Source organism: Campylobacter concisus UNSWCS (assembly GCF_000466685.1).
Classification (GTDB): domain Bacteria; phylum Campylobacterota; class Campylobacteria; order Campylobacterales; family Campylobacteraceae; genus Campylobacter_A; species Campylobacter_A concisus_A.
In genome coordinates, this window is record NZ_ANNG01000029.1 from 12,492 (window position 1) to 32,378 (window position 19,887).

General features: G+C 40.9%; 18 protein-coding genes. 17 read left to right on the plus strand and 1 reads right to left on the minus strand.

The window, feature by feature from the left end; all coding sequences use genetic code 11:
* From pth to UNSWCS_RS06590, 15 genes are all read left to right on the plus strand, one after another.
* A complete protein-coding gene (gene pth, locus UNSWCS_RS06520; protein ID WP_035143659.1) occupies positions 1-549 on the plus strand; it encodes an aminoacyl-tRNA hydrolase in 549 nt (182 codons plus the stop codon).
* On the plus strand, positions 546-1,610 hold the full coding sequence (locus UNSWCS_RS06525) for an LptF/LptG family permease (protein WP_021087850.1): 1,065 nt from the start codon (positions 546-548) through the stop codon (positions 1,608-1,610). The genes pth and UNSWCS_RS06525 overlap by 4 nt, the downstream gene beginning before the upstream one ends.
* A gap of 55 nt (positions 1,611-1,665) precedes the next feature.
* On the plus strand, positions 1,666-2,889 hold the full coding sequence (gene lysA, locus UNSWCS_RS06530; RefSeq protein WP_021087854.1) for a diaminopimelate decarboxylase: 1,224 nt from the start codon (positions 1,666-1,668) through the stop codon (positions 2,887-2,889).
* Positions 2,873-3,952, plus strand: coding sequence for a prephenate dehydratase (gene pheA, locus UNSWCS_RS06535; protein ID WP_021087852.1), 1,080 nt, complete (start codon positions 2,873-2,875; stop codon positions 3,950-3,952). The genes lysA and pheA overlap by 17 nt, the downstream gene beginning before the upstream one ends.
* The gene (gene hisC, locus UNSWCS_RS06540) at positions 3,952-5,049 is read left to right on the plus strand and encodes a histidinol-phosphate transaminase (RefSeq protein ID WP_021087857.1); all 1,098 of its coding nucleotides are present in this window, start codon (positions 3,952-3,954) and stop codon (positions 5,047-5,049) included. The genes pheA and hisC overlap by 1 nt, the downstream gene beginning before the upstream one ends.
* Positions 5,050-5,053: 4 nt before the next feature.
* Positions 5,054-6,751, plus strand: coding sequence for a flagellar basal-body MS-ring/collar protein FliF (fliF, locus tag UNSWCS_RS06545; protein ID WP_021087880.1), 1,698 nt, complete (start codon positions 5,054-5,056; stop codon positions 6,749-6,751).
* Positions 6,751-7,782, plus strand: coding sequence for a flagellar motor switch protein FliG (gene fliG, locus UNSWCS_RS06550; protein ID WP_021087878.1), 1,032 nt, complete (start codon positions 6,751-6,753; stop codon positions 7,780-7,782). Before fliF ends, fliG begins: the two co-directional genes overlap by 1 nt.
* The gene (gene fliH, locus UNSWCS_RS06555; RefSeq protein WP_021087839.1) at positions 7,779-8,645 is read left to right on the plus strand and encodes a flagellar assembly protein FliH; all 867 of its coding nucleotides are present in this window, start codon (positions 7,779-7,781) and stop codon (positions 8,643-8,645) included. Before fliG ends, fliH begins: the two co-directional genes overlap by 4 nt.
* Complete coding sequence (gene dxs / locus UNSWCS_RS06560; protein ID WP_021087867.1) at positions 8,638-10,464, plus strand: 1-deoxy-D-xylulose-5-phosphate synthase; 1,827 nt, start codon at positions 8,638-8,640, stop codon at positions 10,462-10,464. Before fliH ends, dxs begins: the two co-directional genes overlap by 8 nt.
* A gap of 71 nt (positions 10,465-10,535) precedes the next feature.
* On the plus strand, positions 10,536-10,946 hold the full coding sequence (locus tag UNSWCS_RS06565; protein ID WP_009294652.1) for a Fur family transcriptional regulator: 411 nt from the start codon (positions 10,536-10,538) through the stop codon (positions 10,944-10,946).
* A gap of 139 nt (positions 10,947-11,085) precedes the next feature.
* Positions 11,086-12,492 (plus strand): CHAD domain-containing protein, encoded by a 1,407-nt coding sequence (locus UNSWCS_RS06570; RefSeq protein WP_021087873.1) that lies wholly within the window; start codon positions 11,086-11,088, stop codon positions 12,490-12,492.
* Positions 12,493-12,505: 13 nt separating this feature from the next.
* Positions 12,506-13,228 carry a bifunctional demethylmenaquinone methyltransferase/2-methoxy-6-polyprenyl-1,4-benzoquinol methylase UbiE gene (gene ubiE / locus UNSWCS_RS06575; RefSeq protein ID WP_021087876.1) on the plus strand — a complete coding sequence of 241 codons (723 nt, stop codon included), beginning with the start codon at positions 12,506-12,508 and terminating at the stop codon, positions 13,226-13,228.
* A complete protein-coding gene (gene xseA, locus UNSWCS_RS06580; RefSeq protein WP_021087846.1) occupies positions 13,221-14,387 on the plus strand; it encodes an exodeoxyribonuclease VII large subunit in 1,167 nt (388 codons plus the stop codon). Before ubiE ends, xseA begins: the two co-directional genes overlap by 8 nt.
* A gap of 2 nt (positions 14,388-14,389) precedes the next feature.
* Positions 14,390-15,469 (plus strand): phosphoserine transaminase, encoded by a 1,080-nt coding sequence (serC, locus tag UNSWCS_RS06585; protein ID WP_021087877.1) that lies wholly within the window; start codon positions 14,390-14,392, stop codon positions 15,467-15,469.
* A complete protein-coding gene (locus UNSWCS_RS06590) occupies positions 15,469-16,929 on the plus strand; it encodes a class I SAM-dependent methyltransferase (RefSeq protein WP_021087855.1) in 1,461 nt (486 codons plus the stop codon). The genes serC and UNSWCS_RS06590 overlap by 1 nt, the downstream gene beginning before the upstream one ends.
* Before the next feature lie 28 nt (positions 16,930-16,957).
* Here the strand turns inward: UNSWCS_RS06590 and UNSWCS_RS06595 are convergent, their stop codons facing one another.
* On the minus strand, positions 16,958-17,698 hold the full coding sequence (locus UNSWCS_RS06595) for a sulfite exporter TauE/SafE family protein (RefSeq protein WP_021087879.1): 741 nt from the start codon (positions 17,696-17,698) through the stop codon (positions 16,958-16,960).
* A gap of 144 nt (positions 17,699-17,842) precedes the next feature.
* Here UNSWCS_RS06595 and UNSWCS_RS06600 point away from each other — a divergent pair, with 144 nt between their 5' ends.
* Together UNSWCS_RS06600 and UNSWCS_RS06605 are read left to right on the plus strand one after the other, a co-directional pair.
* Complete coding sequence (locus tag UNSWCS_RS06600; RefSeq protein WP_021087848.1) at positions 17,843-19,114, plus strand: anthranilate synthase component I family protein; 1,272 nt, start codon at positions 17,843-17,845, stop codon at positions 19,112-19,114.
* Between the two features lie 152 nt (positions 19,115-19,266).
* Positions 19,267-19,641 (plus strand): hypothetical protein, encoded by a 375-nt coding sequence (locus UNSWCS_RS06605; RefSeq protein WP_035143662.1) that lies wholly within the window; start codon positions 19,267-19,269, stop codon positions 19,639-19,641.
* The last annotated feature ends 246 nt before the right edge of the window (positions 19,642-19,887 follow it).

The following is a 19,887-nucleotide window of genomic DNA, read 5'->3' on the forward strand; positions in this document are numbered from 1 at the left end:
GTGACACTAATAGCGGGGCTGGGCAATCCTGGCCCCAAATACGAAAATACTAGACACAACATAGGCTTTATGCTTATAGACCTCCTAAAAGACTCAAATTTCAAAGATGTTAGCTCAGCTAAATTTCAAGGTGAAGTTTTTAAATTTAACGACATTATCTTGCTAAAACCAACGACCTTTATGAACCTCTCAGGCCAAAGTGTTAAGGCAGTAAAAGACTTTTACAAGCCAGATAGGATTATCGTCATCCACGACGATCTTGATCTTAGTTTTGGCGCGGTTAAATTTAAAAAAGGCGGCAGTAGCGGCGGACATAACGGCATAAAATCGATCGATAATCTAATAGGCAACGACTACGAAAGAGTGCGCGTTGGCATAGGGCATGAGGGCGATGCTAAAAATTTCGTCCTTGGCGAGTTTAGCGATGAAGAAAAAAAGGCTTTAGATGAAATTTTGGCCTATACAAAAAATGCGGTTTGTGAGCTGCTAAAGAGCGACATCAACGAAATTTCACAAAAATTTACGGTAAAAAAAGGTCTTATCAAATGAAACTATACGCCAGATACGTTGGCTGGGTCTATATAAAATCTTTTCTTATCGTATTTTTAGCGCTTGAGCTATTTTATGTTGGCATTGATCTGCTTACAAATTTAAAAGATCTGCCGCCATCTGCGAACCTTCAGTTACTCTACGTTGGCCTTACTGCGCTAAGTGCCATTAGCTACGTTTTGCCACTTTCGCTCATTTTTGCACTAATAATTTTACATGTAAATATGGTTCGCTCAAACGAGCTAATCAGCTTTTATGCTCTTGGCATCAGTAAAAACAAGCTCATTTTGCCACCATTTCTCATCGCACTTTTTGTGACGATTTTTTACGTTGGGCTAAATTTTACGCCATTTGCTTATGCGCATGACTATCAAAAAAGTATCGCCAAAAACACCGCTTTTTCAAAAAGTACAAACGACTCATTTTTGAAATTTGAAGGCAAATTTATCTATATAAAAGAGCTAAACTCAGCCAAGCAAAGGGCAAATGACGTGAGAATTTTTGACATTAATGGCACTGACTTGCTCTCAACAACTTTTGCCGACCACGCTAAATTTAAAGACAATGAGTGGGTTTTAGAAGATGTAAATCAGACCTTTTTGCCTCAAAATTTAGAGCTTGGAGAAAATGGCTTTAGTAAGGTAAAAAGCGAAAATTTAGATGCGTTAAGAGGCTTTAAGCCAAAGAGCATCGAGAGTGCTGCAAGCGTTGAAAACTCGAAATTTAACATACCTGATGCGATAAATTTTATAAAGACATTTAAAAATGAAGGCATAGGGCTTGATAGTGCAAGGACTGCATTTTATAACCTTGTCATCACGCCATTTTTTGCGCCATTTTTATTGCTAATTTTCTACTATCATTTGCCAGTGACTGGCAGGTTTTTTAACCTCGCACTCTCAACATTTATCTTTGTCGTCATAACACTCGTAGTTTGGGGACTTCTCTTTATCTTAACCAAATTTGCTCAAACCTCAGTCATCTTGCCAGAGATCGGCATGGTTCTCCCTGTTATTTTGCTTTTTGCATACGCCATTTATCTCATAAAATCGCATCGTTAAGCCAAATTTTGGCAACTTTTTTGTAAAATCAAGCCATTTTAAAAAAGGCTATTTTATGGATTTTAAAGAGCTTGCAAGCAAATACAAAACCCCACTTTACGTCTATGATTTTAACTACATTAAAGAGCGCTATGAGGCGCTAAAAAACGCATTTTACGCTAGAAAATCTCTGGTTTGCTACGCTGTAAAGGCAAACTCAAATTTAAGCGTTTTAAAATTTCTGGCTGATCTTGGAGCTGGATTTGACTGCGTGAGCATCGGTGAGGTCAAAAGAGCGCTTTTGGCAGGGGCCAAGAGATATCAGATCATCTTTAGCGGCGTTGGTAAGAGCGATGAAGAGCTAAAAGAGGCTTTAGAAAATGAAATTTTGCTGATAAATGTCGAGAGTTTTGCCGAACTTTTAAGGCTTGAAGAGATAGCAAAAGGGCTAAATTTAAAAGCAAGGATTAGCATCAGGGTAAATCCAGGCGTCGATGCAAAAACTCACCCATATATCTCGACAGGCCTAAATGAAAACAAATTTGGCGTTGACGCAACGACTGCCAAAAAAATGTACATCCACGCCAAAGCTTCAGAGTTTCTTGAGCCAACTGGCATACACTTCCACATCGGCTCGCAGCTAACTTCTCTAAGCCCGATAATAGACGCTGCAAAGATCGTTAGCGAGCTTTTAAGAGAGCTAAGAGCGCTTGAGATCGATATCAAATTTTTTGATGTTGGTGGCGGACTTGGCATCATCTATAACGATGAAAAAGAGATAAATTTATACGACTACGCACAAGGAATTTTAGGCGCACTAAAGGGTCAAGATGTGACCGTCGTTTGCGAGCCAGGACGCTTTATCGTAGGCAATGCTGGCTACTTTGTCGCAAGCGTTTTATATGAGAAATTTAACGGTAAAAAGAGATTTGTCATCACTGATGGCGCGATGAATGATCTCATAAGACCAAGCCTTTATGGCGCGCATCACAAAATTTTCGCCTACGGCAAGGATGAAAATTTAGGCACTTGCGACGTGGTTGGTCCAGTTTGTGAAAGTGGCGACTTTTTGGCAAAAGATATTAAGCTGCCAGAGTGCGAGAGTGGTGATATCATCGTGGTTAAAGGGGCTGGAGCTTATGGTTTTAGCATGAGCTCAAACTACAATACAAGAAACAGAGCCGCTGAAGTTTGCCTGCTTGATGGCAAAGATAGGCTGATAAGAAGACGCGAGTGCTTTGAGGACGTCGTGGCACCTGAGATTGAGTTTTTGGAGAGCGCTGATGCAAGAGCTAAATGAGCTTAGAAAAGAGATCGATAGTATCGATGATCTCATCTTAAATAAACTAAATGAAAGAATGAAGCTTGTCGAGCAGATAGGCAAGCTAAAGCAAACTACTGGGACGCCTATATATCGCCCTGAGCGCGAGCGAGCTATCATAAACCGCTTAACTAGCCTTAGCAAAGAAAAAGCCTTAAATAAGGCTGCTATCGAGGCTATTTATCTTGAAATTTTTGCTGTAAGTAGAAATTTAGAGATGCCTCAAAAGATCGTCTATCTAGGGCCTGAGGGCACTTATACACATCAAGCGGCGCAGAGTAGATTTGGCGCGATGAGTGCCTATCTGCCACTTGCTACGATCGAGGCAGTTTTTACGAAGCTAGCTCAAAAAGAGGCGAAATACGGCGTCGTGCCTATCGAAAACAACACTGAAGGCGCTGTTGGAGCTACGCTTGATTGTTTGAGTAAATTTGATGATATAAAGATAGTGGCAGAGCTCTACGTAGATATTCACCACAGCTTTGTTAGCATAAATGAAAATTTAAAAGAGATAAAGCGAATTTACTCGCATCCGCAAGGCTACAACCAGTGCCGTAAATTTTTAGAAGATCATATGCTAAATGAGGTCGAATTTGTCCCAGCCAAATCAACTGCAGCAGCTGCATATATGGCATCTATGGATAGAGAATCAGCCGCCATTTGCTCAAAAATCGCAGCTAAAATTTACAACGTGCCAATCGTCTATGAGACTATTGAAGATAATATGGCAAACAGAACGAGATTTTTGATCTTAAGTGATTTTAAAAATGCCAAGGTTGAAAACTCGAAAACTTCGATCCTAGCAAAGACTGATCACAGTCCAGGACGCCTTGCTGATCTGCTTTCTATCTTTAAAAATGAAAATATCAATATCACAAAACTTGAGTCACGTCCTATCAAACAGCGCGAATTTAAGTCAATTTTTTATCTTGACTTTGAAGGGCATATCGACGATGAGAAGGTGCAAAATGCCTTTGAACTTGCAAAAGAGAGCGGCGCTGAGATAACGTGGCTTGGAAGCTATTTAAACGGAGATGAGTAATGAAATTTAATGACTTTTTAGATGATCTAGTAAATTATGAGGCTGGAAAGCCGATCGAGCTTGTAGTTAGAGAGTTTGGCATCGATGCAAAAGATGTGATAAAGCTAGCGAGCAATGAAAACCCTTTTGGCACGAGCAAACGCGTAGAAGAAGCGCTAAAAGAGGTCGCTAAAAACGCACATCTTTATCCAGATGATAGCTACTTTGAGCTAAAAGAGGGGCTGGCTAAGAAATTTGGCGTAACTAGCAAAAATCTAATCATCGGCTCTGGAAGCGACCAGATCATAGAGTTTGCACTTCACGCAAAGGCGAACAAGCAAAGTGGCGTTTTGATGGCTGGCGTGACATTTGCGATGTATGAAATTTATGCAAAACAAACAGGGGCTAAAATTTACCGCACAAAGAGTGTGGAGCATAATTTGAGCGAGTTTTTAGAAATTTATAACGCACACAAAGATGAAATTTCTGTCATCTTTCTTTGCCTGCCAAACAACCCATTAGGCGAGTGCATCGATGCTGACGAGGTCTATAAATTTATAAAAAACATTGATGAAAATACGCTTGTGGTGCTTGATTGCGCTTACAACGAATTTGCTAAATTTAAAGATAGCAAAAAAGAGATAAAGCCAAGCGAGGTGGTGAAATTTAAAAATGCCATCTATCTTGGCACTTTCTCAAAGGCATACGCACTTGGTGGCATGCGCGTTGGATACGGCGTGGCAAATGAAGAGATCATAGGCGCTCTTTCAAAGCTAAGAGCCCCTTTTAATATCACGACTCCAAGCCTAAGAGCAGCGATAGTAGCGCTTGATGATGATGAATTTGTGCAAAAAACTATGCAAAACAACTTCGAGCAGATGAAGAGATATGAGGAATTTGCAAGGCAAAATGGCATTGAGTTTATCCCAAGCTATACAAATTTCATCACATTTAAATTTAACGAGCCAAAATCAAGCCAGATATGCGAAAAGATGCTAAAAAAAGGTATAATTTTACGAGATTTAAAAAGCTATGCCTTAAATGCGGTGAGAATCACCATCGGTCAGGCATGGCAAAACGATAGAGTTTTTGAAGAGTTAAAGCAAATTTTAAAGTAGGGATATGGATTTTAAGGCATTACTTCATCAAATAAGTCAAATTTATCAAAAGCTTTCACTAAAACAAAAGATCGTCGCGGGCAGCTCGATCGTCTTAGTAGTGGCTTTTTTGGTATTTTTAACGCTTTACAAAAGTAAAAGTGATAGCTTTGCAGGATATAGCGTCCTTTTTGAAAACATCAGCCCAAGCGACTCAGCCTTAATAGTCGATCAGCTAAATAAAGATGGCATAAAGTATAAACTAGCAAACGAGGGCACTATCCTTGTGCCAACTAGCGATGTTTATAAAGAGCGTATCGCGGTTGCAACGCTTGGCATACCAAAAGAGAGCAAGATCGGCTTTGAAATTTTTGACAAGCAAGAATTTGGAGCTACTGATGCTGAGCAGAGAGTTAAATTTCAAAGAGCGCTCGAGGGTGAGTTAGCTAGAACGATCGAGAGCCTCTCATCTATCCAAAAAGCAACCGTAAGAATAGCCATACCAAAAGAGAGCGTCTTTACTGAAAGACAAGCACTTCCGACCGCTTCTATCGTAGTCGAGCTAAAGTCAGGCGTTAGTCTAAATGCGAAGCAAATTTTTGGCATTAAAAACCTAGTCGCCGCCTCTGTTACAAATTTAAGCACAGAAAATGTAAAGATAGTAAATCAAGATGGCGTCGCACTTGGCGATGAAGATGGTGAGTTTGATAGTGATGCCATAGCTCAGCAGATCCGTTATAAGCGCGAGTTTGAAAATAATTACGAGCAAAAGATCGTAAATGTCCTAGCTCCTATCGTAGGCGGGGCAGATAAGGTTGTAGCAAAGGTAAATATCGACTTTGACTTTGATAAAAAAGATACAAAAAGCGAGGTTTATGACCCAAATAACGTCGTAAGAAGCGAGAGCAACATCGAAGAAAAGCGTCAAGGCTCATCTCCAAATGAAGTGGGTGGCGTACCAGGTGCGGTTAGTAACATAGGTCCTGTTCAAGGTCTTGATGATAGCACTTTAAAAGAGCAGTACAATAAAAGCTCACAGCAGACAAACTACGAAATTTCAAAGAAAGTGACAAATGTCAAAGGGCAGTTTGCTAGCATAAACAGAGTAAGCGCAGCTGTCGTTATAGACGGACTTTATCAGAGCAAAAAGGACAAAGATGGCAAGCCAACTGGCGAGCTTGAATTTGCCCCGCTTACCAAAGAGCAAAGAGAATCAATCACAAATTTAATCAAACAATCAATCGGCTACAATCAAAATAGAGGCGATGAGGTAAGCTTGGATAATTTCGAGTTTAAAACTGGCAAAGATGTCAGCACTGGCGAGAAGATGGATGGCTTTATGAACAACTACGTGATGCCTTTCTTGCCGCTACTTAAATACATCTTTGCAGCACTGCTACTCTACATCTTCTACAAAAAAGTCATCGTGCCATTTATGCAAAAGATGCTTGAAGAGACGAAAGAAGAAGAGGAGCAAGTCCAAGACGATCTTGAAGATATCGAGGTGGATGCTGAAGATACGCTTGAGAAATTTAAAGCTGCTCGTAAGAAAGTCGAGGAGCAGCTTGGTCTTAGTGGTGAATTTAACGAAGATGAGCTAAAATACGACGTCCTTCTTGAAAAGATGAAGACGATAGTCACTGAACGAAGCGAGGAAATTTCAAATTTACTCCAAGATATGATTAAAAACGATAGCGACTTTAACATGCGTAAGGAAATTTGATGTCTATAAAACTAACCGATAAGCAAAAAATAATTTATGATGATCTTTCGATGCCAGAAAAGATCGCTATTTTACTGATCCAGCTTGGCGAAGAGGCGACAGCTCTTATGTTTTCTCACATGGATGTTGATATCATCACTGAAATTTCAGGCTACATAGCGACTTCAAAAAATATAGACAAGCAAGTAGCAGGCGCTATTTTGGAAGAATTTTACGCTCTCATGCAGTCAAATCAATATATGAGAAGTGGCGGCTTAGAGTATGCAAAAGAAATTTTATACCGCACATTTGGTCCAGAGGCTGCACAGAAAATTTTAGATAAGCTTGCAAAAAGCATGGAAAACTCAAAGAGCTTTGGCTATCTTGATAAGATAAAACCACAGCAACTTGCAGACTTCATCGTAAAAGAGCACCCTCAAACTATCGCGCTAATCCTAGCCCACATGGACTCAACAAGTGCTGCCGAGACGCTAAGCTTCTTCTCAGATGAGCTAAGAAGTGAGGTCGTGATCAGGATGGCAAATCTTGGCGAGATCAGCCCATCAGTGATCAAGCGTGTCTCAACAGTGCTTGAGGGCAAACTTGAAAGCCTCACATCCTACAAGGTCGAGGTTGGTGGTCCAAGAGCTGTGGCAGAAGTGCTTAACAGACTTGGTCAAAAAGCTAGCAAAAGCACCATTGAGCGCATCGAACAAAGCGACGATAAGCTTGCAACAACGATCAAAGAGCTTATGTTTACCTTTGAAGATATTATCAATCTTAACGCAACTGCGATTAGAGAAATTCTCAAAAATGTCGATAAAAAGGATCTTATGATTGCATTTAAAGGGGCTAGTGATGGCATTAAGGATAAATTTTTATCAAATATGTCTCAGCGTGCAGCCGAAGCCTTTAAAGAGGAGATGCAATACCTTGGCGCTGTGCGTGTAAAGGATGTTGAAGAGGCGCAAAGACGCATCGTAGAGGTCGTCCAAGGTCTAGCTGATCAAGGTGTCTTCCAAGTTGGCGAAGCAGATGAGATGATAGAATGAAAAGTAGCGTGATAACAAGTGAGACCTCGCCGGCTCATTTTATAGAAAATTATAGATTTAAGGTGCTTGGGAGCAATGAAAGAGCCCAAGATAGCGCACCTGTTTTGATAGAAGAAAATAATCTCAGTGAAGAGCTAAATGAGCAAAATTTAGAGCAAGGTGGTGAAAATTTCACGCCTCAGATGCCGCACCCAGTGCAACCAAACATGCAAAATCACTTTGCACCTCAGCCTCAAAATAACCAAACTCACCAGCCTGGATTTGACTCGAGTTTTGTCGAGGAGCTGCTTAAAAAGACAGATGAACTAAGCAGCAACATCATCAAGCTTCAAATGCAAATAGAAAATCAAGAGAGCGAATTTGCAAAGCGTCTTGAAGCTGAGATCGCTCGTGCAAAAGAGGATGGCAAAAATGAAGGCATAGCTCAAACAAACGCTGCAAACGAGGCAAAGATAAAGGAGCTTGAGGCTAAATTTAGCGCTTCAGCTGCAAAGCTAGATGAGCAGTACGTTAAATTTGATGAGTTTTTGAAAAAGAGCGAGGAAGAGCTTGGGCAAACTGCGATAAAGATCGCAAAAGAGGTGATAGAAAAAGAGGTTTCAAGCGCATCTAGCCAGATCGCTCACCACCTAGCAAATTCGCTTATAAAAGAGCTAAGCGACGTAAAAAATATAGAAATTCGTGTTAATCCTGAAGATAGCGACTATCTAAAAGAGCAATTTAGTAAAAACGAACGCGTAAAAGTAAGCGCTGATGACGCCATAAGCAAAGGTGGCGTGGTGATAATAAGCGAGGGCGGAAACATCGATGCTACGATGCAAACAAGGCTAGAGAAGCTAAAAATGCTGGTAAATAATGAATAAAGACGTTAAAAGCCTAAATGTCGATGAGCTAAACGCGCTTTGCCACGACATCAGAGATAAAATTCTATCCACCGTTAGCAAAAATGGCGGCCATCTTAGCTCAAACATCGGCGCAGTCGAGATCATCGTTGCGATGCATAAAATTTTTGACGTTACAAAAGATCCGTTTATCTTTGACGTGAGCCACCAAAGCTACGCGCACAAGCTGCTAACTGGGCGCTGGGACAAATTTGATACGCTTAGAAAATTTAACGGCATCAGCGGCTACACAAAGCCAAGCGAGAGCAAATTTGACTACTTTGTAGCAGGCCATAGCTCAACGTCCATATCGCTTGCAGTTGGCGCTGCAAAGGCGATCAAGCTAAAAAATGAAGAGCGCTTGCCAGTAGCTGTCATAGGCGACGGCTCACTAAGTGGGGGCATGGCGTATGAGGCACTAAATGAGCTGGGGGACAGAAAATATCCTTGCGTCATCATCCTAAATGACAACGAAATGAGCATAAGCAAGCCAATAGGCGCGCTTAGCAAGTATCTAAGCCAGATGATGGCTGGGCAGTTTTATCAAAAATTTAAAGGCAGGGTTGAGCGCTTTTTAAGCTATATGCCAGACTCTGCAGCCTACATGGCTAGACGCATGGAGGAGGGCATCAGACTCATCACTCCTGGCATGTTTTTTGAAGAGCTTGGACTTGAGTACATAGGCCCAGTCGATGGACACGACCTCGCAGCGCTTCTTAGCACATTTGAAACTGCCAAAAACATGAAAAAACCAGTCATCGTGCACGTGCAGACGCTAAAGGGCAAAGGGTATGAATTTGCCGAAGGATACTATGAAAATTGGCACGGAGTTGGGCCATTTGATCTAAAAAGTGGCGAATTTATAAAAAGGCAGTCAAACAAGTCAGCCACGGCGATCTTTAGTGAGCAGCTTTTAAAGATGGCAAGAGAGCACAGCGACATCGTTGGCGTAACGGCTGCGATGCCAACAGGCACTGGCATGGACGCGCTCATACATGAGTTTCCAGACCGCTTTTGGGACGTGGCGATAGCCGAGCAGCACGCAGTTACCTCGATGTCAGCCATGGCAAAAGAGGGATTTAAGCCATTTGTCGCGATATACTCGACCTTTATGCAAAGAGCCTATGATCAGGTTATTCACGACGCTTCTATATTAAATTTAAACATCACATTTGCGATGGATAGAGCAGGCATCGTGGGCGAGGACGGCGAAACGCATCAGGGCGCTTTTGATATCAGCTTTTTAAACGCTGTGCCAAACATGGTTCTTTTTGCTCCAAGATGCGAAGAGAGCATGAAAAATGTTATGGAATTTGCCTACTCTTACAAGGGCGTTAGCGCGTTTAGATATCCGCGTGGGGCGTTTATCTTAAGAGATGAGTTTAAAGCTAAACCTCTTGAGTTTGGCAAGGGTGAAATTTTAGCCGATGCAAAAAGCGACATCGCATTTTTAGGCTATGGCAACGGCGTTGGCAGGGCAAATTTGGTTAGAAATTTACTAGCTGGCAAGCTTGAGGTGATCTTAGTTGATCTAGTCTTTGTAAAGCCGCTTGATAGAGAGCTTTTATGTGAGCTAGCAAAACGCACTAAAAAGTGGTATATCTTTAGCGATAGCGCTAAAAAAGGCGGCGTTGGCGAGATCGTAAGTGCCTTTTTACAAGAAAATGGCATATCAAATGTAAGCGTTGTTAGCTTTGAATATGATGATAAATTTATCCAGCATGGCTCGACAGTTGAGGTCGAAAAGAGCCTTGGCATAAGCGCTGAGCAAATTACCCAAAAATTACTAGAGAATAATTAATATCATTTAATAAAGAAACGTTTAATATTACTTTTGCTAGCATAAAGCAAAAATTTGTATAGGGGAAAATTATGCAATATGTATCGTTGCTAAAACAGTCTGGGCTTAAAGTAACGCCGCAGCGTCTTAGCGTTTTGAGAATTCTTGATCGTCATACACATCCAACGATCGATGAGCTTTATGATGAAATTTTGAAAGAAAATCCATCAGTTTCGCTCGCAACTGTCTATAAAAACCTAAACACTCTAAAAGACGAGGGGTTAGTGGTTGAAGTAAATATCGTCAATCAAAAGGCGAGATACGACATTTACGAGCATCCGCACATCCACGTTGTTTGCGAAAACTGCGGTAGCGTCGAGGATATGAGCTATGATGACTCAGAGCTTGGCAAATACCAAGAAGCGCTTGAAAAAAAGATTGGTAACATCATCGAGCGCCTAAATATCGTTGCTAGCGTAAAGAGCTGTAAACACTGCCGATAAGGCAAAATTTATGTTGCATTATGCAACATAAATTTTTATTTTTCTTCATAAAGCACTTCAAACAAGCCTGAAATTAGCTTTTTTCTCATTATTTTAAGCACTAACTCGCTAAAATAAACAAAAAATTTCGGAGAAAAATGTGGGTTTGGAGATAGAGCGTAAATTTTTACTCAAAAATTCTCAAATTCTAGATTTTCTAAAAGAGGCTGGGGTAGTTTTTAAGCACCTTGAAATTTCTCAGTTTTACACCAAGATCACGCAAAATGAAGAGATCCGCTTCAGAAGCGAAGAGGGCAAATTTATAAAAACGATCAAGGTTGGCAAAGATCTTATAAGAGAAGAAAATGAGGAATTTTGCGAAAAGGCAGAGTTTAAAAAGGCTCTAAAAAACCGCATCGGGCGGGTAATCACAAAAGATAGATACATTTTTCGGCTAAATAATAACCCCTGCAACATCGACGTTTTTAAAGATAGCTTAAATGGTCTTTGCACATTTGAGATAGAGTTCGCTGATGAAAACGAGGCTGTCTATTTTAAACTGCCAGCTTTCTTGGAGCAGTTTTGTAAGGCCGATGTCACCTGCGATAAAAGATATAAAAACAAATTTCTTGCCATTCACGCAAATGAAAATGAACAAATCGACTACAAAAGAGCCTACAATGTCTTTAAAAACAAAGAAATTTCGCCAAATTTTGCTGCAAATTTAAAAAGCGGCGAGGCGCTAAGGGCTTTATTTTTAAGCATCTTTAAAGAGATAAAGAGGCTAAAGGGCGACTATCTGCAAGATCACGACGAAGAAATTTTACATAGTCTGCGAGTAAATTTAAGAAAAGTTAGGTCGCTACTTAAAATTTTTAACGGCGTTTTTGATGAGAAAGTGACGCTCTTTTTTGGAGAGAATTTTAAAATTTTGGCAAACTCAACCAACAAAAAGCGAGACCTCGACATCTTTCTTGGCTTTTTAAGCGAGCAAAAGCATGCAAATGAGCTAATTTACTTTGTGCAAAAGGCTTTAAATTTAGAGTATGAAAACGTTAAAAGCTACCTTAGCGATGAGGAAAACTACGCATTTTTAAAAGAGTGGGAGATATTTTTAAACGAGGGCGAGTTTTATAGATCAAAGCTCTTTGATGTAAGCCTTTCGCGCCTTGGCTCGTTTAAGCTAAGAACGCTTCTAGTTTTGGCTCAAAAGAGGTTAAAAAGCCTAGATCAAGACTGCCCAAACGAGAGCTTTCATAAGATCAGGATCGAGCTTAAAAAGGTGAGATACACTTACGAGTTTTTGAGTGAGATTTTTTATTTTGACGGGCTTAAAAAGTATGAAGAGCGGCTAAAAGATATGCAAGAGATCTTTGGTGCGCTTCAAGACTATGACGTCTGGCTTGGCATCTTAGAGCGCTTGCCAGAGGCTGCTGGCAAAGAAAAGCTAGAGAGTAAAATCTACAAACAAATTTACAAAACCAGAGAAGAGATACTAAAAAAACGGCTTAAATTTATAAAAGCAACTCGCAAAATCTCGCGAAATTTAAAAATTTACTACATATAAAGGTCTAAAATTTATGCAAAAACAAGAAAAAATAGTTGATATGTTTAACCAGATCGCTCCTACGTATGACGTCGCAAATAGGGTGCTAAGCCTTGGCGTGGACGTGAGCTGGAGGAAATTTGCCTGCAGATATATGCTAGAAATTTTTAAAAATAAAAGCATAAATATCGTGGATGTAGCTTGCGGCACTGGCGATATGATGGGGCTTTGGAGTGAAATGGCAAAAGAATTTGGCGTAGAGGTGAAAAGCCTAACTGGCATCGACCCATCAAGCGGCATGCTAAAAGAGGCGAGAGCGAAATTTCCAAATTTTAAATTTATAGAGGCCTACGCTGATAATACGACGCTTGCAAGCGGTGAGGCTCAAATTTTAAGCATAAGCTACGGCATAAGAAACGTGGTCGAGCGAAAGGCTGCGCTTAGGGAATTTAATAGAGTGCTTGCTCAAGATGGCTACGTCGTCGTGCTCGAATTTACAAAGCGCCAGAAAAAGGGCTTTATAACTGCGCTAAGAGATTTTTACCTAAGTAAAATTTTGCCAAGTATCGGGGGTTTTATCTCAAAAAATAAAGAGGCGTATGAGTATCTGCCAAGCTCGATCGAAAATTTCTTGGACGCAAAGAGCTTTTGCGACGAGCTCATAGAGGCTGGCTTTGAGATAGAGCTTTGCAAGGGTTTTAGCATGGACATTTCAACGTTATTTATCGCTAAAAAGGTAAGAGAGATCAATGCTTAGCGTATCTGAGCTAAACGAAAAAGCAAAGGCACTGCTTGAAGCAACCCTTGACTACGTCGAGGTAAGTGGCGAAATTTCGCGCCTTACTAAGCACGCTTCTGGGCACTGGTACTTCACGCTAAAGGACGAAAAATCAAGCATCTCAGCCGTGATGTACCGCATGAATAACCAAAAGGTGAAATTTCTGCCAAAAGAGGGACTAAAGGTCAAAATTTATGGCAAAGTGACCATCTACTCGCCAAGTGGCTCGTATCAGCTGGTGGCTAGCGCGATGCTACCTGATGGCGAGGGCGAGCTTGAGCTTGCGTTTAGGCAGCTTAAAGAAAAGCTCGAAAACGAGGGGCTTTTTGACATCAGCGCAAAAAAAGAGATACCAAATTTACCTAAAAAAATAGCCCTTGTCACAAGCGCCACTTCAGCTGCACTTCAGGATATGCTAAAGGTGGTAAGAAGCCGCTGGAGACTAAGTGAAATTTATATATTTGACGCGCTAACTCAGGGCGAAAGTGCTCCAAGCTCGCTTATAAAAGCCTTGCGCAGGGCTGATAAATACGGCGTCGATGTGATCGTTTTGGCTCGCGGAGGTGGTAGCAAAGAGGATCTTTGGTGCTTTAACGATGAGGGCTTAGCACGTGAAATTTACGCTACAAAAACGCCAGTCATAAGCGCTATCGGACACGAGATCGACTATGTTATAAGTGACTTTGTGGCAGACCGCAGATCGCTTACGCCAAGTGCAGCCATGCTTGATCTTTTGCCTGATGAAGAGGCGTTTTTTCAGTATCTTGACAGGCTCAGCGATGATCTTGATAGCGCATTAAATTTAAAGATCACAAAGAAGCAAAATTTATTAAATTTACTACTTTCTAAATTTTCATCAAACGCCCTAAAAGCTAGGATCGAGCTAAAATTTAGCGAGGTGGCAAACAAGCAAAACGCCCTAACAAACGCCGTGCAAAGAAAGCTCTTGCTTCTTAGCTCAGCTCTTGGCTCGCTAGAGAAGGCTTATGAGATGAGGGAGCTCTTTTTTGAGAGCACAAAGGGGCTTATCGAGGTTAGAAAAGATGGCAAGAGGGCTGATCTTAGGGATTTAAATTTGAATGATGAGATCGAGCTTATCTCGCAAAATACACATAAAAAAGCAATTATCAAGGAGTAAAAATGAGTAGAAAAATCAACTTTAGCGCAGGTCCAAGCGCGATACCGCTAGACGTTTTAGAGCACGCAAAGGCCGAATTTACCGACTACAGAGGCGAGGGCTACTCGATCATGGAGATCAGCCACAGAAGCAAGACCTTTGAGGAGATCCACTTTGGCGCGATGGAGAAGATAAGAAAGCTTTATGGCATCGGTGATGAGTATGAAATTTTATTTTTGCAAGGCGGCGCACACTTGCAATTTAGCATGATACCGATGAATTTATATCAAGGTGGCAGGGCTGAATATGCAAACACCGGCGTTTGGACAAACAAAGCGATCAAAGAGGCAAAAGTGCTTGGCGTAAATGTAGATGTCGTAGCAAGCAGCGAGGATGAAAATTTCTCTTACATCCCTGAGTTTAAATTTAGCGATGACGCCGACTACGCCTACATCTGCTCAAACAACACAATTTACGGCACGCAGTATAAGGCTATGCCAAAGACCAAATCGCCCCTTGTTGTCGATGCTTCGAGTGATTTTTTCGCTAGACCGCTTGATTTTAGCAGTATCGGCTTGCTTTACGGCGGCGCTCAGAAAAATGCAGGCCCAAGCGGCGTGACTATCGTTATTTTAAGAAAAGACCTAGTTGATCGCGTGAGTAGCCAAAACGTCCCTATGTTTTTGCGCTACAAAACGCACGTAGAGGCAAACTCGCTCTATAACACACCGCCAACTTTTGGAATTTATCTTTTAAATTTAACCATGCAGCACCTGCTAGATCTTGGCGGACTTGCCGAGGTTGAGAAGATAAATGCCAAAAAAGCAAGCACGCTTTATAGCATAATAGACAGCTCAAATGGCTTTTACGTGGGTCACGCTAAAAAATCAAGCAGGTCAGACATGAACGTGAGCTTTACCATACCAAAAGATCATGCGCTTGAGCCAGTTTTCGTAGAAGAAGCACTAAAAGAGGGCATGCTAGGGCTAAAAGGTCACAGACATCTTGGTGGCATAAGAGCCTCTATCTACAACGCCGTTAGCCAAAGCGACGTTGATAAACTTGGCGAGTTCATGAGAGAATTTGCCAGAAAGCACGGCTGATGAACAAGGCAAAAAAAGCTTACGACGAAATTCCTTATTTCTCAGCTGCATTTAGCGACTGCTCACCAGTTAGGATAGAGGCGGTTGCTAAATTTCTAGGTTTAAAGGCGGCAAATTTAAAAGATGCCAGAGTGCTGGAGCTTGGCTCATCATACGGTGGCAATATCTTGCCATTTGCAGCTTCGCACAAAGAGGCAAAGGTCGTTGGCATCGACATCTCAAGCCACCAAGTAGAAGAGGGCAACAAGATAGCAAAGAAGATGAATTTAGAAAATTTCACCCTTCTTGAGCGTGACTTTTTGCACATGAATGAGCACGATATAAAAGAGCTTGGCGAGTTTGACTACATCATCGCTCACGGCGTTTATAGCTGGGTGAGCCCAAACGTAAGAGACGCGCTACTTGCAACGATAAAGGCGCTACTTAGCAAAGATGGCATCGCCTACGTCTCCTATAATACCTACCCGGGTTGGAAGAGCCTTGATATCTTAAGAGACTTCATGCTCTTTGCAAGCGCTGGCAAGGAGAGCAAAGAGGCGCTTTCTCACATAAAAGATGAGTTAAATTTCTTGCAGGATTATCTGAAATTTAGCCTGCAAAACCAAAGCGACGTCGTCTATAAAGACAGCATGAAGCTACTTTTAACGCAGCTAAATTTCTTACAAGGCATCATCGCAAAGGGGAGTGATTATTACATTTTGCACGACTTTTTGGAGGCTAGTAACGAGCCAACTTACTTTCATAAATTTGCTAAACACATCGACAAACACGGACTTTGCTACGTTATAGACGCCTCACTAAATGACATCTTTGCAAGCTCGACTGGGATATATCGCTTTGACGCGCACATCGAGCAAAGCTACAACACTCGCATCAAAAAAGAGCAGCTAAACGACTTTTTGTTTAATAGATCTTTTAGAAAGAGCCTCATCGCGCACAAAGAAAGACTTGGTGGCGCTGAGGACTTTGACGCGGTGCTTGGAGAGAGCGAGCTTGATAGGATTTATTTTGCATATTTTAGTGAGCAGCCAAGGACAAAAACGCAAGAAATTTTAAGCAAAGCCTATCCGCAAAGTCTAAATTTAAGCGAAGTAAAGGCCGCACTTGGTGAGAGCGAGGGCGAAGCCTTTATGGGGCTACTTGAAATTTTAAACGATCAAAACACCAAAATTTCATTTTCAAATCTTGCTGCACTTGCTTATGAGCCTAAAAAAACTAGGCTAAAGCCTAGAGCTGCGGCGTATCTTGGGTATTTTTTGGAGGCTAGCTCGCCAGTCATATCTTTGGCAAATGAGCTAAATGGCAAGCTTAGTTTAAGCGTTGAAGAGATCAAAGCTGCATTGAAATTTGACGGCAAGGCTAGCCTTAAAGAGATCGCAAAGGGCGTAAATTTAAGCGAAGATGAGCTAAAAGAGCTTGCTTTTAAACTAAGTGAAGCTTACTTTTTTGAAGAAATTTAAAAAGAGCGTGGCAAATTTAGCCATGCTCTTACTCAAAAAACATATCTTTTAATATCAAACATATCATCGCTATGTAAAAGACCAAAAACCATTTTTTAAGTGTTTTTTTGTCGGTATGTTGCGTCTTTTTGGTGCCAAAGTATGCGCCTATTAGCGAGCCAAGTCCTAAAAATGTGCCCTCAGCGTATGAGATGTGACCATTTAGTGAGAGTGAGATGAAGCCAGCAATGGCTGCAAACATAACGAAAAACACGCCCATAGAAACGGCTTTTTTAAGCTCATAACGTAAAAAGCCAACCAAAATAGGAGCGATAAAGACGCCTCCACCGATGCCGATGCTAATGGCAAAAACGCCAACAAAAACGCCAACTAAAAATAGCAAAAAGAGCGAATTATTCGCATTTGAGCCGTCGCTGTTTGGTGAAAAGTATAGTTTTATAAGCGAAAAGACAAATGTCGCAAGTAGCATAGACTCAAGTAAAAGCGCAGGCGCGTGCGACACGATGATGCCACTAAAGCTAGCTCCAACCAAGCCTCCAAGCCCCAAAAAGACGCCGCGATTTAGCTTTAAAAGCCCAGCCTTGTAGTTTAGATACGAGCCAAATGTCGCGCTAAAGATCATCTGCATGACGCTTATGCCAATGGCTGTTTTCACGTCGTATCCAAAGGCGACCATGATAGGAACGACGACCGTGCCGCCACCGATGCCAAAAAACCCGGCGATGTAACCAACGCCGATACCGATTATAAATAGTTCTACAAAAAGCATTTTTTCTCCCTCGACTGGTGCAAATTTTAGCCAAGGGGCTCTTAAAAAAATAGTAAAAAAGGCGTAAATTTAAAAATTTAGCCAAAATTCTAAAAAGTAAAAGCGAAAATTTTTTATAATCAATAAAAATTTAAAAGGAAAAATATGCTTTTAGAACAACCACTTTTTTATTACGAAGCGATCAGAGAGAAATTTAAAAATAGCTACCTTGCTGAAGACAAGACGCAAACGATAATCGGCATCGACTGCGAATATATCGACGAAAAGGATATGGACTTTTACGGGCTTAGAAGCTACTTTGATACTAATCGTAACAGATCGCTAGCACCTTTTGCTGGACTTTTTGGCGTTTTTGCTTATGATGGCGTGAGATACTTTGAGTATATCGGCGAAGAGAAGGCTAAAAAGTATGAGTTTCCAAAATTTATCTACGCCGATGCTAAAGCATATCTGCACTTTGATAAGATGAGTAAAATTTACACTTTTTATGGAGATAAAGAGAGGTATTATGACTTTTTGCTAAATTTAAAGGCAGAGCATAAGGGCGAAAAAGAGTGTGAATTTAGCATAAAAACTGACCTTAGTAGCGAAAAGAAACACTTTGAAGATATGGTTGAAGTGGCAAAAGAATACATAAGAAGCGGCGACGTCTTTCAGGTGGTGCTTGGTGAGCTACTTGAAATTTCAACGAATATGAGTAGCTTGGATTTTTACAAAAAGCTTGCCATAGCAAATCCTAGCCCATATATGTTTCATTTTCCTACGCCTTATGGCGATGTGGTTGGCTCTTCGCCTGAGCTTGTTTTTGAGATGAAAAGTGAGCAAATTTTTGTAGCACCGATCGCTGGCACAAGACCAAGAGGCGGCGACGCAAACGCTGATGAGGCACTTGAAAATGAGCTACTAAGTGACGAAAAGGAGCTGGCTGAACACAAGATGCTAATCGACCTTGCAAGAAATGACATCGGCAGGGTCTCAGAGCCAAAGAGCGTGGTCGTGAAAAATGCGATGCATATCCAGAAATTTGAAAAAGTGATGCACATTGTTAGCGACGTCTATGGCAAGTGCGCTAGGGAGCTTAATCTTTTTGACGTGCTAGCTAGCATCTTCCCAGCTGGCACGCTAAGCGGTGCGCCAAAGATCAGAGCGATGCAGATAATTAATGAGCTTGAAATTTTTGAGCGAAATATCTATGGTGGGGGTATTGGATTTTTGCATTTTAATGGCGACGCTCAGGTAGCGATCCTCATCCGCTCAGCCATCTTTGTGCCAGCTAAAAACGGCTTTAGCGACGTCTTTGTCGGAGCTGGAGCTGGCATAGTCTATGACTCAAAAAGCGAGAAAGAGTATGCTGAAATTTGCCACAAACGAGCCAGCGTGGTAAATGTCTTTAAAAACAGCGCAAAAGAGGTTTAGATTTAAGTTACACAAGTGAAAACTTTAAAAATAAAAGGATAAAATAGCTGAATAAGCGATGAAAAACATAAATTTTTCATTTCCGCAAGGAAAATTTAGAAAAAATGAATTGTTTTTAGAGCTTAAATCTAAAAAATATAAAAGGACAGTATATGAAAAAAGTTTCATTATTAGCATTGAGTGGTATCGTTGCACTATCATTACTCGGATGCGATGGAGGAACAGCACACAGCCTAAAAGAAGTATGTGAAAATCCAAAAAAACAATATGAAAACCTTGAAGCAGACGTATATTATAAACTAATAGAATTCCCAATAGGACCGGGCGAAGATTCTCCAAAAGGAAACCATGTAAAATTCTTCGATGCAAATGGAAACGAACAATACTATATTCTACAAAACCCAAGTGATCTAATGGGATATAGAATAAGATATGTCAAAAAAGAAGGTGAAATTTTTAAACTAAAAGGAGAAAATCCTAAATGTTATGGTAAAAGCGTCCATATAGGCTTAATACGAGAAGAATAAAAAAATTAATAATAGTATCTTACTACTCGCCTGATAGTAAGATATTATAAAAGGGTAGCTAATGCCAGGACAAAATTTAATCCTAGCTATAACGATTTTTGTTTTTATGTGTGCATGCTTTATGGCATACAAGGATCATAAAAAGAATTTGCAAAAGAAAGATAGATAAAATTTATTAAATTTAAAAGGTAGTAAATTGACATGCAAGAGTAAATTTGTGTTGTTTGGCTTTAAAAAGAATAACTA